The organism is Lysobacter fragariae (assembly GCF_054779775.1).
Genome location: NZ_BAAGXP010000012.1, coordinates 267,967 through 281,282, shown reverse-complemented (window position 1 = coordinate 281,282; position 13,316 = coordinate 267,967). Strand labels below are relative to the sequence as shown.

Here is a 13,316-nt window from a genome sequence, read left to right as displayed (position 1 = left end):
CTTCACCGCAAGGGGCCGGCCGGGTAGCGGCAGTCATGCAGTTGCTGGTGGCCAGTGGCCGCAAGCTGCGGATAGTTCGCCGGGAGCCGGTATCGGTAGCATGGCGCCATGGGTGAAACCGACCTCGACAATCCGTTCTGGGCATCGCTGCGGACGCGGCATTGTGACGTGGCGCTGCGCAGTGGCGTCGCCGCGCGTTATCCGGCGCAGTACGCGCCGTTCCTTGGCGTGGCGGGCGTCGATGTGGATGCGAGCAGTGCTCTCGAGTCACTGGTTGCGCCCGGCGAGAGCGTTTACCTGCTGGGGGTGACCCCCAGCATCCCCGCCGGTTGGCGGCTGGAAGCCTTCCGCCCGCTCGCGCAGATGATCTGCCACGCGCCGCTGGACGTGATCGAAGGTCCGGAGATCGCGCCGCTGACACTGGATCACCGCGCCGACGTGCTGGCGCTGACGGCGCTCGTCTACCCGCACTATTTCCGCGAACGGACGATGGAGATGGGGCGCTACTTCGCCATCTACCAGGACGGTCGCCTGGCTGCGATGATCGGCGAGCGATTGGGCACCGATGAATTCACCGAGATGAGCGCGATCTGCACGCATCCGGATTTCAACGGTCGCGGCTACGCGCGCCGATTGACCGCCATGTTGACCAACGACACCCTGCAACGCGGTCGTACCCCGTTCCTGCACGTAAGCCACGAGAACGCCCGTGCGAAGGCGCTGTACGAACAGATCGGCTTCCGTCATCGCCGCGACATCGGATTCTGGTCGCTTACCCGACAGTGAACCAGTCGCGGTGGACGACGGGTCGGCGCGGCACGGTTGCCACCATTCAAAGGACGAACGATGCAGCTTTCCGGTCTCTACCTGTACCCGATCAAGTCTTCATCACCGCTGCCGGTCGAGGCCGCGCAGGTCGAGCCCCGCGGGTTGGTGGACGACCGCCGCTGGATGGTCGTGGATGAAACCGGTCGATTCATCACTGGCCGCCAGCAGGCACGGCTGACACGTGTGCGTGCGCAGCCTTCTCCGGGCGGTCTCCAGCTGGAAGCCCCCGGCGTGCCGGCGCTGTCGGTAGCGCTGCCCGAAGCCGAGGAAACCATCGCAGTCACGGTGTGGGACGACACCGTCGATGCACGACCTGCGGGCGTGCAGGCGGACGCGTGGATCAGCGCCTACCTGGGCCAGGCCGCGCGGCTGGTGCACATGCACGCGTCCAACCGGCGCGCCGTGGCACCGGGCTATGCGCAGCCGGGCGACGAAGTCAGCTTTGCCGATGGCTTCCCGTTGCTGCTGATCACGCAGGCCGCACTCGATGGCCTCAACGAACGATTGGCATCGCCAGTGTCGATGCTGCGGTTCCGACCCAACCTGGTGGTATCCGGCACGAACGCGCATGCCGAGGACGGCTGGAAGCGCGTGCGCGTCGGCGAAGTCGAGTTCGACGTGGTCAAGGCCTGTACGCGTTGCGTGTTCACCACCGTGGACCCGGAGCGCGGGGAACGCGATCCGAGCGGCGAACCATTGCGCACGCTGACCACCTATCGCCGTACCGAACGCGGAGTGACGTTCGGTCAGAACCTGATTCCACGTGGCAGCGGAGTACTCAGGCGCGGTGATGTCGTGGAAGTGCTGGGGTAGGGCCTGGTAACACTATTGGCATTCCGCGGGCGCTAGCGTCCAACGTCCGGCTCAGCGACCGCCGCCGCCGCCGCCACCGCCACCGCCACCCGAAGAACCGCCGCCGCCCGAACCCGACGAGCTTCCCGGTGGCGTCGATGCCGACGAGATCTGCGAACTGAGGCTGCTGCCAATCGACTGGGTGAGGCTGGCGAGGTCGTTGGCGCCGCCACCGCGGTACCAGGAAATCGCTGAAGTGGTCGCTGCCGCCGCCGTTACACCGACGGCCAACGTGAACTGCTTCGTCCACGCATCCTCCACTTCCAGCGCCACGGCGTAAGGCAACAGGCGCTCGTAGCGCTCAGCATCCAGCGTGGGCGGGCCGTTGGGGCCCTGCATGCGCGCGATGTCGTCGCGTTCGGCGACGCCCAGATACAGCTTCAATCCCTCGATCTCGTCCAGCAGCTTGCGGCCTTCCTTCGTGGGCGCCTTCACCAGCACGCCGAACACGATCAGGACGACGAGCATCAGCACCGCAGTCGCGATGATCGCCAGCACGCCCGCGCCGCCGCTGACGATCAGCGCCAGAACGATGCTGCCGACAGCAATCACCACCGCGAGGAGGATGCTGCCGATGTAGCGGTTGAACATCCGCGGCTGGAACTGCTTGTCCAGCGACTGCATGTGTTCCGATCGCGCGCCGGAGATGGTGGTCGCGTTGCTGTCGTCCAGTTCGATGCGCTCACCCGCTGCGAACAGCTTGGCCAGCAGCCCGGCCTGCGCGGGACTCGGCATGGTCTTGCCGCCCTCGACGCGCTGCAACCACCACGAGTCGGTGAGGAACCCCTTCTCGCGCTCGATCAGTACATGCCCGCCAACGGCGAGCTCCAGCAGGTCGGCAGAGAAACAGCGCGGGTCGTAGCCCATCTTCTGCATGAAGCGCAGGCCGGCGGGCGTCTGGTTCTCCGGCGGGTCGTAGCGGGCGATGATGACGCCCTTGGCGGGATCGCGCCCGACCTGGTTCCAGCGACGCCAGCAGAATGTCACCAGTCCGACCAGACCCAGCAGCGCGACCAGTGCGCCGCGGTTGTCCTTGAAGAACCAGAAGAATTTCCGTGCCCGCGTCGGTTCGGCGATCAGGCCCTTGGGGAAGGTCAGCACCACGGTGAAGCCTTCCTGCGGCGCGAGCGGACGCGACAGGCGCCAGCGTGCGATGCCCGGTCCCGGCGTGATCGCGACGTAGTCGTCGCCCTTTTCCCCGAACGCGCCGGTGTAGCCCTCCACGTGCATGTCCGACACCGCTACCGCCGTTGGCAGGCGGGCTTCGACCTTGCTGCTGGCGATCGGGAACATCCAGCCATTGCCGATCGCGTTCCAGTAGAGCTCGTCGTGGTCCTTGAAGAACCCGATCTGGCGCGTGGTGCGGTAACGCAGCGTGTAGGTGAATTGCCCGGGCACCGGGAGGAAGTCGTCGTTGCCGGTATTGATGCGCACGCCGTTGGCGATGTCCTCGATGAACCAGGGCTCGGTGCGGCCGTCGCGCTGCACGTCGAGCATCCTGAAGTCGACCACCACACGATTGCCGTAGCGATCCTTGTAGCGCGTCGGGAAGTCGCGATAGATGCCGCGGCGGATGTTCGTTCCCTCCGCGATGACGGTGATGCGTTCGGTGACGTCCAGGCTGCCATCGGCGTTGATGTCGATGCTGCTGTCGTAGGCGGTGATGCGCTCCTCCGCGCTGACCGGAGCGACCACAAGCGCGGTGAGCAGCAACAGGAAGAGGCGCAACGCGAGCGTCCTTGTCACGAAAGCGGTCATCACGAAGGCGGTCTTCATCACGACAGTTCCACCTGTACCGGGGCGCGCTCGGCATCACCGGTCTGGAAAAACTCCGCCTCGCGGAAACCGGTTCCACGCGCCACTAGCACATCGGGAACACGCTGGATGCCGTTGTTGAGATCGCGAACGGCGCCGTTGTAGAACCGGCGCGCGTACTGCAGGTGCTCTTCCACCTGGACCAGGTCGCGCTGCAGCTGCGCGAAGTTCTCGCTGGCCTTGAGGTCGGGGTAGGACTCCTTCAGCAGCAGCACGCGGCCGACAGCCTGTTCCAGTTGCGCTTCCACGGCGCCCAGTTGCGCGGGGCCCTTCAGGGCGACGGCCTGCGAGCGCAACTGCGCCACGGTGGCGAGCAGGGCGTGCTCGTGGCCGGCATACGCCTGCACGGCCGTCACCAGCGAGGGCACCAGGTCGTGGCGGCGCTGGAGCTGCACATCGATATCGGCCCAGGCGGTTCGCACCTGGTTGCGCAGGCGGACGAGCCGGTTGAAGGCGAATACCGCCCACGCCAGCAGCGCCACGAACAGCGCCACGATTGCCAAGGTCATGCGGTTCCCCCTTCCAACATGTGATTTCCTGCTGCCGGCGGTGATCTTACCGACGACTGCGACGGCGGCCGCGACTCGCCTAGGCCGCGATGACGCGGATCTCCACGTCGTCCAGTGTCACCAACTGGCCTGCGTGGATCTTGCAGGTCTTGCGCAATTCCACCGCGCCATCGACCCGGACGACGCCGCTGGCGACCAGCTGCTTGCCGGCACCGCCGCTGTCACACAGGCCTGTCAGCTTGAGCAGCTGGTTGAGTTCGACGAAGTCGCGGTCGAGTTCGAATTCGATCCGTTGCATGGGAAGGCGCCAATGAAGAGGTCAGGCGGCAGCGTCGCAGCGTATTCCGAGACGCGCAAGCCGACGGGCGGTGCCCCGCGGGCTTGCCGGTCTGTGACGCCGCCCCCATTTGCAACGTGACCATACGCTACCGTCGTTTGCGGGCTGCCGTCGGGGCCCCGACAATGCCTGACCGCTGGGAGAACCACCTTGGAAACAGTTTCGAAAGAGTCCGCCAACCTGCGCAAGCTGTGCGCGCAGTTTGCCAAGCCGCACCTGGGCCGCGCCGTATGGCAGCTCATCAACACGCTGGTGCCGTTCGCGGTGCTGTGGGCCCTGATGGCCTGGAGCGTCGTTGACTCCTGGGGCTACGGCTGGACCCTGCTGCTCGCAATCCCGGCCGCCGGCCTGTACGTGCGCACCTTCATCATCCAGCACGACTGCGGGCACGGCTCGTTCTTCGCCGACGCCAACACCAATGACCTGGTCGGCCGCTGCCTGGGTGTAGTGACGCTGTTCCCCTACGGCTACTGGAAGAAGACGCACGCGATCCACCACGGCACGTCCGGCAACCTGGACCGCCGCGAGATGGGCGACATCGAGACCCTGACCGTCAGCGAATACAAGTCGCGCAGCTGGCTGGGCCGCTTCGGCTACCGCCTCTATCGCAGCACCCCGGTGCTGCTGGGCATCGGCCCGCTGTACCAGTTCGTGCTCAAGCACCGCTTCCCGTTCGACCTGCCGTTCACCTGGAAGAAGGAGTGGGCCAGCGTCCTGCTCAACAACCTGGTGCTGCTGCTGGTCGGAGGCACGCTGGGCTGGATCATCGGTTGGCACACGGTGCTGATGGTGCACCTGCCGATCGTGCTGATCGCCGGCGCCGCGGGCGTGTGGCTGTTCTACGTGCAGCACACCTTCGAGACCGCCTACTGGACCCGCAAGGAAAACTGGGATTCCAACCAGGCCGCGGTTGCCGGCAGCTCCTTCTACGACCTGCCGCGCGTGGTGCATTGGTTCACCGGCAACATCGGTTACCACCACATTCACCACCTCGCCAGCCGCATCCCCAACTACCGCCTGCGCGAAGCGTTCGAATCCAGCCCGGCGCTGCAGGCCGCGCCGCGCCTGACGATGTGGTCGAGCCTCAAGTGCGCGCAGCTGAAGCTGTGGTGCGAGGAAACCCAGCGCATGGTCGGTTTTCCCAAGCGCATGCATGCCTGATCCTGCATGGCAGTGAAGCAACGAGAGAGCGGGCGAAAGCCCGCTTTTTCTTTGCCTGCCCTATTTACTCGCGCTCCGACACGGCGCACAGTCCGCCGGTACGCGCGCCTGCACGGCAGGTGGCGCGCATGCCGGCCGCGCACGATGCGCGAACGGCAAGGGGACAAGCGAAAGGGAATTTGATCGACGCAGCGCAATGCGCGTCGACAGGCATGGCAGCCTGGCCCGGATGACGGAACAGGCAGTCACCAAGGACGTTCGATCCCGCACTCGGGTCGGACGATTCACTACCGTTGCACCATGGAGGGGAAAACATGAAACGTTCCGCAATCTTCCTGCTCGCCGGGTTGTCCGGCGCCGCAGGCCTGGCGACCTATGCATTCGCTGACGGCACCACAGCCACGCCGCCAGGTTCATATCGGCTCAGCTGCTATGGCGCGTCGGTGGCCAACGATGCGCTCTCGGCGACCTGCCAGACCTTGCAAGGCAACTACCAGGCGGCGTCGCTGGGCAACCTGTCGCAGTGCGAGAACGCCGTGATGAAAGGCGGCGACATCGGCAACATCGACGGCAGCCTGGTCTGCATCCCGAACCTGCCCCAAGCGACGAGCGAGCCGTTCCCGCAGTCGGAAACGACCATCAACCAGTGGGTGTACGGCGGCAACAGCGATGCGATCAACCGCCACGGCTGGTCGATCTGGGCCGGCCTGACGTCCTTCACCGGCTCGGTCAACGGCACGCCGGTGCGCGCGTTCGAGACGTGGACATCGCCCGGCAACATGATCTTCCGAATCCAGTCCGGCCTGGGCGTGGACGCGTTGCGCGGCCAGGTGATGCTGCAGAAGGCGCAGCTGCTTCGCCCTGCGCGCAGGTTCGAGCTGGATCCGCCGCGCCAGTTCCGCAATCTCAAGCCGAAGCTGAAGGCTTCGCAGGCCACACAGGTGAACGACGGCGATACCAACATCCTGGTCTCGGTGGCCTACAACCCGGCCGCGGCGCAGCACGCGATCACCAACAAACTGTTCCTGCAGAGCACGCTCAACACCTACCTGGAGCAGGGCTACAACCAGATCCCGGTGTTTCCCGCCGCGGCCATCACCACCAAGCCCGTTTTCAAGGTCATCCAGAAGAACGAAGCCAACGGCAACGTGACGAACGGCATCTACACCATGCCGGGCTGGCCGGGCACGCCGTCGCCGGCGGTGACGTTCCCGGAATCGAGCTGGAACGCCTGCGTCTACATCGACCTCAACGGCACCCAGAGCGGCAATTCGATTGACCAGGGTTGCCAGGGCAGGACGCCGGCCAGTACCTTCCAGCTGAGCGACTTCATCCACTACACGCTCAACGCCGCGGAAGCCGCCGACGCTTCCAGCGACCTGGGCATTCCCGTGTCGGCAGGCGACATCGCGATCCTGGTTGGCATGCACGTGACCTCGCGCGAAGCCACGCGTTGGACATGGCAGACGTTCTGGTGGTCCGCCAACGACTCGCAGCCGTATCTGCCGAGCTCCGCCACCATTGCCGCGGCACGTCCGGCCGTGCTGGATCGTGCCGCCGCGCATTACGCGATGGCCGTGGCCTACCAGATGGTCTCGCCGGCGCAGCCGATCATGGGCGGCAAGAGCGTGGGTGCCCCGGTGTATGCGTACAACCCGCACCTGGAGGCGGGCTTCGATCCGTCGGTGTTCCAGACCACGGCGACGATCAACGACAACGGCCAGACCATCACCAACCAGTACGGCGTGCAGACCAACTGCATGAGTTGCCATGGGCAGTCGATGTACCAGTCCACGCCGGGCTACTACGCAGGCAACAACGCCGGCAATCGCGAAACGCCTTACGCGGCCGACTACTACTTCGGTTTGAACGATCCGATGTTCAACAACAAGCTGCAGCTGGATTTCGCGTGGTCGGTGCTGGGAAGCCTGGTGCTGGATGACGACAAGGGGATGGCGAACGCGGGCAGCAAGCCGAAGAAGACCATGAAGGCGCGCAGGCAGGGAAAATGAAGCGCAGTGTCATGGCGCATCACGTGCAGTGAAGGAAGCGGGCTTCGGCCCGCTTTCTTTTTGCGCGCTTTCCCGGCGGCGAAAATTAGCGGATCGACAGGCGGATGCGACGACCGCGCCAGGACAGCACGACGCCATCGCGCGCGATCGCTTCCACTACCGCTTCGCCTATCCGGTCGCCTTCGCTCACGCGATTGCCGTCAACGATGGCGAAGCGATTGGCGGCGTCCGGTGCCCACATGTGCATGCTCAGCTTGAGTGGCGGCAGTTGCTGCCGATCCTGGCTGGACAGTTCGGACAGGCGCACTGGCACATCGGGGCTGGTGAAGACGGGCGTTGGCTCGGGCTGTACTGAGGCGGCCGGAGCGGGCTCCGTCGCGGCGACAGCGGTGCCCTGCGGTGCGGTCGTCATGTCCGGTGCTGCGGACTGGGGCTCGTCAACTGGAGCCGTGCCGGCCGGTTCCGTGGACGACGCACTCGCGGTAGATGCGGGTGGCACGTTCGTCTCTTGTGTCGCAGGAGTCACGGTCGTTGCGTGCGCCGGCGCAGGAGGCGTCGCTTCCGATGCCTGCATTGTTGAAGCCACGGACCGCGGCTCGCGATCCGCCACTGCAGCACGCGGATAGGGCATGCCGCTGTCGGGTACGCGAGTGGTTGACGCCGAAGCCGTCGCGACTCCGGACTCATCCGCAGGCGGTGTCGAAGTGCGGTTCGCCCACCAGAACAGCAGTGCGAGCGCGACGGCGGTACCTGCACCGATGCCTAGCGTCCACGGACCGCGCAACGTGCGCGATGCGGCCACGCGTGCGGCACGCGCAGCGGGTTCGGTGTCACTGAGCAGGTCCGGTGTCTGGCCGCGACGTCGCTCGGCCTCGGATTTGCGCAGGGCTTCCAGGATCAGTGACATGGTTACTGCAACTCCCGGAGCAGGCGCGGACCATCCTTGTCCTGTGCCGCGAGCGCCATCAGCGTTTCGGGACCAATCACGCCATCGCTGGCCAGTCCGCGATCTGTCTGGAAGCGGCGTATCGCGTCCTGCATCGTGCCAGGCGCGACGTCGGCCGCGGCGAGATAGCGCGGTGAGAGACGTTCACGTACCCATGTTGCCTGCGGTGCGTTGTCGGCCAATGGCAGCGTCAAGTGGGCGGGGCCACGCCACACCGCCGCGTAGTCGCCGTTCCAGATGCGCGCCAGCTGGATGCGATCGATGTCGAACGGAGCGTCCGCGACCCGCAGTCGCACGCGCAGCGCGTCGGCGCCGAGCAGGACCGCGGGCACCTCGCGCGCACCGTCGCGGAGCATCAGCAGCACCGGACGATCCTGCGCCACCAGTCGATCCAGTCGCGCACGACCACGCAGGCAGTAGGCGTTGTTCGCGATCGCGAATGGGCAGGCCGACGCCAACGCCGCATCGCCGGTCATTGACCATTGCTGCAACAGATGCCGCCAGGCGGCGCTGGGATCGGCAGAAGCCAGCGCGGCCGGAAGTGCCACCGGGTCAAGTGCTGGCAAAGCGGGCGATGGCGAAGCGGGCGCCGATGGCAGCTGCGGGTTGGCGCGTGCTTCGGCAACCGCGCCAGCTGCAGTGGCTGCATCATCCGCGGACGAGCCGGACGAACGCCACGAATACAGCCCCACGAGGACGACCGCCGCGACGCCCGCTGCCAGCGGAAGCCAGCGACGCGCCGGCCATTGCGTCGCCTGGGGTGGCAGCGTCTCGCGCGCAGCGCGATCGACCGTGCGCGCATCGATGCGCGTGTCGTCGTGCGCGTACCCGCCCAGCAGCGCGCGCTCGGCGATCACGTTGATCAGGCGCGGCACGCCGCCGGAATGATGATGGATGCGGGCGATGGCCTTGTTGTCGAAAGGCAGGTGCAGGCCACCGGCGACACGGAAGCGATGGCGCAGGTAAGTCGTCGTTTCGGCGGCATCCAGTGGCGTCAGGTGGAAGCGTGCGGTGATGCGTTGCGCGAGCTGGCGCAGGTCGGCGCGCGCCAGCATGTCGCGCAGCTCCGGCTGGCCCAGGAGGATGATCTGCAGCAGCTTCTGCGTGTCGGTTTCCAGGTTGGTGAGCAGGCGCACCTGCTCCAGCGCCTCCACCGACAGGTTCTGCGCCTCGTCGATGATCAGCACCACGCGCAAGCCCTGCGCATAGGCTTCCAGCAGGTAGGCGTTCAGCGCGTCGGTGAGTGCCTTGACGCTGCCGCGCCGGGCTTCGATGTCCAGGTGCAGCTCTTCACAGATCGTCTCCAGCAGTTCCACCGGCGACAGCCGCGGGTTCAGCACCAGCGCGACGCGCGTGGGTACGCTGTTTTCAAGCTGCGGGATCTGTTCCAGCAGCAGGCGGCTGAGCGTGGTCTTGCCGGTGCCGACTTCGCCGGTCAGCTGCACGAAACCGCCGCCGCCGCCCTGGCCGATGCCGAACAGCAGGTGCGCGAGCGCATCCCGATGGCGCTCGCTGAGGAACACGAAGCGCGGATCGGGAGTGATCGAGAATGGCGGCTCCTTGAGGCCGTAATGCTCGAGGTACATGCGCAGTCGGGGCCGGGGCGAGGATGGCTACGAGAATAGCCGAACACCCGGGTCTGTTAACGCAATTCCAGCGGCTATTCCGCCGCGCCCTTGCCTTCGGCGGTGCCCAGCACGTCCGGCTGCAGGCGGTGCGGCGTGCCCAGGAACGGATGGATGAACACGGCGGCCAGGATGACGAACACGCCCAGGTAGAACTGCGGCGTGAGTTCGCGCTGCTCGCCCAGCAGGGCGATGGCGAGCACGATGGCGTACACCGGTTCCAGGTTGACGGCCAGCTGCTGTGCGAAGGCGCTCATGTGCCGCAGCGCCACCAGCGACAGCGTGAACGGCAGCAGCGTGCAGGCCAGCGACAGTGCCAGCAGCAGGACCGCGTCGCGCGTGCCCGGGAGCACCAGCAGGTCGCCGGCAAACGCTGGGAACAGCAACGGCATCACTGGTGCCAGCAGCGTCAGCACCAGCGCGCCCGCGCCCAGTTCCAGCGCGGTTACGGTGAGCGGGTCGCCGTGTTCGACCATGCGCTTGTTGAGCGATCCGAAGATCGCCACCAGCAGCGCCGACAGCGCGCCCACGGCGATGCCCAGGCGCATCCCGTGCGGCACGCCGCCGACCACCAGGACCACGCCGGGCAGCACCAGCAGGCCGAGTGCGACCTCGCGCTTGGACAGGCGCGTGCCTGTGACCCAGGGTTCCAGCAGCGCGACGAAGACGGTACTGAAGGCCATGCACGTTGCGCCCACCGATGCGTTGGACAACTTGATCGCGCCGTAGAAGGTGAGCCAGTGCAATGCCACCAACGCACCGATGCCCGCGTAGGCCAGCATCACCCGGGGCGACATCGCACGCAGTCCGCGCCACACCCTCGGGATCACGGCCAGCGCCGCGACTACCAGCAGCATGCGCCACCACACCAGCGGCAGCGCGGGCAGCGATATCAGCTTGCCCAGGATCGCGGTGAAGCCCCATAGGAGTACGCAGAAGTGGATCTGCAGGAAGGCCTTGCGGGATTCGGTCATCGGCATGCGGGCATTATCCCTTGGGATCGCGTTGTAGAACTTGCTGCGTTGTGTCCTTGGGACTCATTGGAGACGTTCTGCAGACGGCTGGCGTGTTTGCGGGGAAGGTTCCCCGGTCGAGCTGGCTACGCACGCCGCGGTGGGCGCGCGTCGTGCGCTGTCGAGGTGCAACAATGCTCCAACAAGCGGGAGTGGGACCGATGCGCAATGCCGTGGCCTGTTTCGGATTGGTGTGCCTGGGGTGGCTGGCGGCTGCCGACGCTGTCGCTGCCTGTCCGCCGTCGGGATCGAGTGTCGACTCGTTGCAGACGTTGAAGGTAAAGCAGTTCCAGGTCCGGGAGGACGCGACGCGCGACCGCCTGGCGATCGGATTGCTGGATTGCCTGGGCGATCCCGATCCGGACCTGCGCGACGGCATCGCCTACGAGGCATTGTCGACCTGGATGCGCGGCGAACAGCTGCCCACTGCGACATTGCAGACGCTGTACGACCGGTTGCTGCCGATGCTGGCGCAGGAGGATGCGCAGGGATTCCGTCGGCCGTTCGCCGCGCTGGTGTTGTCGGAGCTGGCACGCACGGACCGGATCAATCCGTGGCTCACGACGGATGCGCGCGCTGCGCTGGTCGTCGCTGCGGCGGATTATGTGAAAAGTGTTCGTGACTATCGCGGTTTCGTCGACGGTGAGGGCTGGCGTCACGGCGTGGCGCACGGCGCCGACCTGCTGCTGCAGCCGGCAGCCAATCCGGCTGTCAGCGACGCGCAACTGGAACGCCTGCGCGATGCCGTGGCCGCCCAGGTCGGGGCAGGCAATGCGCACGCCTACATCCACGGCGAACCGGCGCGCCTGGCGCGGCCGGTCTTCTACATGGCCAAGCGCGGGCCGTGGAATGCCGACCAGTGGCAAGGCTGGTTCGCTACGGCGGCATCACCGGCACCGCTGCCGGACTGGAATGCGGCCTTCGCCAGCGAAGCAGGGCTGGCGCGGCGCCACGACGTCGACGCCTTCCTCACCGCGCTTTATGTGCTGGTGCAGGAGCAGGGCGACGAAGCCCTGCGTGAACGCGTCCTGCCCGGCCTGCGTGCCGCGCTCAAACAGATGCCCTGAGGACCCCGACCCGATGACGACACCCTCCCGTTCGACGATGCGCTGGTGCGCCGCTGCCGTTGCTTTGCTGGCGGCATTCGCGCTGGTCCTGCAGTACGTACTGCTGGTGCGTTCGACACTGCAGACCATCGGCCCGCTGTTGGCCACCGTGCGGTACCTGAGCTACTTCACCATCGTGTGCAACACAGCGGTCCTGCTGGTCGCCGCCACCGCGGCGCTGCGGCCTGCGTCGACGCAAGGCGACGAGCGTCTGTTGGTGCGTGCATCCACACGTGGCGCCGTGGCGATGTACATCGCGATCGTGATGGGTATCTACATTGCGATCCTGCGCCATACGTGGGATCCGCAGGGTGCGCAGTGGGTGGCCGATAGCAGCCTCCACTACGCGGTCCCTGTGACATACCTGCTGTGGTGGCTGGCCTGCGTGCCGCATGGCGCATTGCTCTGGAGCGATCTGCCGCGCTGGCTGCTGATGCCGCTGGTCTACGTGGTGTGGGTTTTCGTGCGGGGATACTGGGTGCACGAATATCCGTATCCCTTCGTCGATGTCGATCAGCTCGGGATTGCCGTGGCTCTGCGCAACTGCGCGGGTATTTTCGTGCTGTTCCTGGGCGTCGGCGCGGTCGTGATCGGACTGGATCGCTGGTTGGGGCATTCGCGCAAAGCGATGGCGACGTCATGAGCCAGGCGCTGATCGAACACCTGCGCGACCTGTTCGAGCCGCTGGGTCCGATCTCGGCGCGGGCGATGTTCGGTGGCTACGGGGTGTACTTCGACGGAATGATCATCGGCGTGATCATCGACGAGGCGCTGTACCTGAAGGTGGATGATGAGACACGGGCCGATTTCAGCGACGCCGGTTGCGCGCCCTTCGTCTATGGCACGAAGGACGGCAAGCCGTTGCAGATGGGTTACTGGTCGGTGCCGGAAGAAGCGATGGACTCGCCACAGGCGATGCGACCCTGGGCACGGCGGGCGATCGATGCCGCGCTACGCAAGCCGCTCAAGCCCAAGCGCACGAAAGGGGCCAAGGCGGCCGACCGGCCGAAGAGCCTCAAGGGCCCTGCCAGGAAAATCTGAGCGTCTGCTGCAGGTGGCCAGGCTAGGGACGGTCTGCACTACTCAGCTTCGTCATTCCCGCTTGACCAGCC

13 protein-coding genes are annotated in these 13,316 nt (G+C 66.2%); 7 read left to right on the top strand and 6 right to left on the bottom strand.

Annotated features, from left to right (window positions below; translation table 11 throughout):
* Positions 1 to 108 precede the first annotated feature (108 nt).
* Together ACYVD7_RS13335 and ACYVD7_RS13330 are read left to right on the top strand one after the other, a co-directional pair.
* The gene (locus ACYVD7_RS13335) at positions 109 to 786 is read left to right on the top strand and encodes a GNAT family N-acetyltransferase (RefSeq protein ID WP_460764116.1); all 678 of its coding nucleotides are present in this window, start codon (positions 109 to 111) and stop codon (positions 784 to 786) included.
* 60 nt (positions 787 to 846) lie between these two features.
* The gene (locus ACYVD7_RS13330) at positions 847 to 1,641 is read left to right on the top strand and encodes an MOSC domain-containing protein (protein ID WP_460764113.1); all 795 of its coding nucleotides are present in this window, start codon (positions 847 to 849) and stop codon (positions 1,639 to 1,641) included.
* Between the two features lie 51 nt (positions 1,642 to 1,692).
* On the opposite strand, the gene ACYVD7_RS13325 is transcribed toward ACYVD7_RS13330, so the two are convergent.
* The 3 genes from ACYVD7_RS13325 to ACYVD7_RS13315 all read right to left on the bottom strand — a co-directional run bounded on the left by ACYVD7_RS13325 (position 1,693) and on the right by ACYVD7_RS13315 (position 4,302).
* The gene (locus tag ACYVD7_RS13325; protein WP_460764111.1) at positions 1,693 to 3,456 is read right to left on the bottom strand and encodes a DUF2207 domain-containing protein; all 1,764 of its coding nucleotides are present in this window, start codon (positions 3,454 to 3,456) and stop codon (positions 1,693 to 1,695) included.
* Positions 3,456 to 4,004 carry a LemA family protein gene (locus ACYVD7_RS13320; RefSeq protein WP_460764108.1) on the bottom strand — a complete coding sequence of 183 codons (549 nt, stop codon included), beginning with the start codon at positions 4,002 to 4,004 and terminating at the stop codon, positions 3,456 to 3,458. The genes ACYVD7_RS13325 and ACYVD7_RS13320 overlap by 1 nt, the downstream gene beginning before the upstream one ends.
* A gap of 79 nt (positions 4,005 to 4,083) precedes the next feature.
* Positions 4,084 to 4,302 (bottom strand): RNA-binding S4 domain-containing protein, encoded by a 219-nt coding sequence (locus ACYVD7_RS13315; RefSeq protein WP_460764106.1) that lies wholly within the window; start codon positions 4,300 to 4,302, stop codon positions 4,084 to 4,086.
* A gap of 189 nt (positions 4,303 to 4,491) precedes the next feature.
* On the opposite strand from ACYVD7_RS13315, the gene ACYVD7_RS13310 reads away from it, so the two are divergent.
* Both ACYVD7_RS13310 and ACYVD7_RS13305 read left to right on the top strand, forming a co-directional pair.
* Complete coding sequence (locus ACYVD7_RS13310; RefSeq protein WP_460764104.1) at positions 4,492 to 5,502, top strand: fatty acid desaturase; 1,011 nt, start codon at positions 4,492 to 4,494, stop codon at positions 5,500 to 5,502.
* A 314-nt stretch (positions 5,503 to 5,816) separates the two neighbouring features.
* Positions 5,817 to 7,514 carry a hypothetical protein gene (locus ACYVD7_RS13305; protein ID WP_460764101.1) on the top strand — a complete coding sequence of 566 codons (1,698 nt, stop codon included), beginning with the start codon at positions 5,817 to 5,819 and terminating at the stop codon, positions 7,512 to 7,514.
* Between the two features lie 85 nt (positions 7,515 to 7,599).
* Here ACYVD7_RS13305 and ACYVD7_RS13300 read toward each other — a convergent pair whose 3' ends face one another.
* The 3 genes from ACYVD7_RS13300 to ACYVD7_RS13290 form a co-directional block, all read right to left on the bottom strand.
* On the bottom strand, positions 7,600 to 8,421 hold the full coding sequence (locus ACYVD7_RS13300) for a general secretion pathway protein GspB (protein WP_460764099.1): 822 nt from the start codon (positions 8,419 to 8,421) through the stop codon (positions 7,600 to 7,602).
* A gap of 2 nt (positions 8,422 to 8,423) precedes the next feature.
* Positions 8,424 to 10,046 carry an ExeA family protein gene (locus tag ACYVD7_RS13295; RefSeq protein WP_460764096.1) on the bottom strand — a complete coding sequence of 541 codons (1,623 nt, stop codon included), beginning with the start codon at positions 10,044 to 10,046 and terminating at the stop codon, positions 8,424 to 8,426.
* A 74-nt stretch (positions 10,047 to 10,120) separates the two neighbouring features.
* Positions 10,121 to 11,065, bottom strand: a complete 945-nt coding sequence (locus ACYVD7_RS13290) for a DMT family transporter (protein WP_460764094.1) — start codon at positions 11,063 to 11,065, stop codon at positions 10,121 to 10,123.
* Between the two features lie 194 nt (positions 11,066 to 11,259).
* On the opposite strand from ACYVD7_RS13290, the gene ACYVD7_RS13285 reads away from it, so the two are divergent.
* From ACYVD7_RS13285 to ACYVD7_RS13275, 3 genes are read left to right on the top strand one after another with little or no spacing between them, the layout of a single operon-like run.
* The gene (locus ACYVD7_RS13285) at positions 11,260 to 12,165 is read left to right on the top strand and encodes a DUF2785 domain-containing protein (RefSeq protein ID WP_460764092.1); all 906 of its coding nucleotides are present in this window, start codon (positions 11,260 to 11,262) and stop codon (positions 12,163 to 12,165) included.
* 13 nt (positions 12,166 to 12,178) lie between these two features.
* A complete protein-coding gene (locus ACYVD7_RS13280; protein ID WP_460764089.1) occupies positions 12,179 to 12,847 on the top strand; it encodes a Pr6Pr family membrane protein in 669 nt (222 codons plus the stop codon).
* Positions 12,844 to 13,245: a TfoX/Sxy family protein gene (locus ACYVD7_RS13275; RefSeq protein WP_460764087.1), complete on the top strand. Its 402-nt coding sequence runs from the start codon at positions 12,844 to 12,846 to the stop codon at positions 13,243 to 13,245. Before ACYVD7_RS13280 ends, ACYVD7_RS13275 begins: the two co-directional genes overlap by 4 nt.
* Positions 13,246 to 13,316 lie beyond the last annotated feature (71 nt).

Bases quoted from the DNA above. Each gene is read 5' to 3' on its own strand.
- ACYVD7_RS13335 (WP_460764116.1), top strand. From the start codon at position 109: ATGGGTGAAACCGACCTCGACAATCCGTTCTGGGCATCGCTGCGGACG.
- ACYVD7_RS13330 (WP_460764113.1), top strand. From the start codon at position 847: ATGCAGCTTTCCGGTCTCTACCTGTACCCGATCAAGTCTTCATCACCG.
- ACYVD7_RS13325 (WP_460764111.1), bottom strand. From the start codon at position 3,456: ATGAAGACCGCCTTCGTGATGACCGCTTTCGTGACAAGGACGCTCGCG.
- ACYVD7_RS13320 (WP_460764108.1), bottom strand. From the start codon at position 4,004: ATGACCTTGGCAATCGTGGCGCTGTTCGTGGCGCTGCTGGCGTGGGCG.
- ACYVD7_RS13315 (WP_460764106.1), bottom strand. From the start codon at position 4,302: ATGCAACGGATCGAATTCGAACTCGACCGCGACTTCGTCGAACTCAAC.
- ACYVD7_RS13305 (WP_460764101.1), top strand. From the start codon at position 5,817: ATGAAACGTTCCGCAATCTTCCTGCTCGCCGGGTTGTCCGGCGCCGCA.
- ACYVD7_RS13300 (WP_460764099.1), bottom strand. From the start codon at position 8,421: ATGTCACTGATCCTGGAAGCCCTGCGCAAATCCGAGGCCGAGCGACGT.
- ACYVD7_RS13295 (WP_460764096.1), bottom strand. From the start codon at position 10,046: ATGTACCTCGAGCATTACGGCCTCAAGGAGCCGCCATTCTCGATCACT.
- ACYVD7_RS13290 (WP_460764094.1), bottom strand. From the start codon at position 11,065: ATGCCGATGACCGAATCCCGCAAGGCCTTCCTGCAGATCCACTTCTGC.
- ACYVD7_RS13285 (WP_460764092.1), top strand. From the start codon at position 11,260: ATGCGCAATGCCGTGGCCTGTTTCGGATTGGTGTGCCTGGGGTGGCTG.
- ACYVD7_RS13280 (WP_460764089.1), top strand. From the start codon at position 12,179: ATGACGACACCCTCCCGTTCGACGATGCGCTGGTGCGCCGCTGCCGTT.
- ACYVD7_RS13275 (WP_460764087.1), top strand. From the start codon at position 12,844: ATGAGCCAGGCGCTGATCGAACACCTGCGCGACCTGTTCGAGCCGCTG.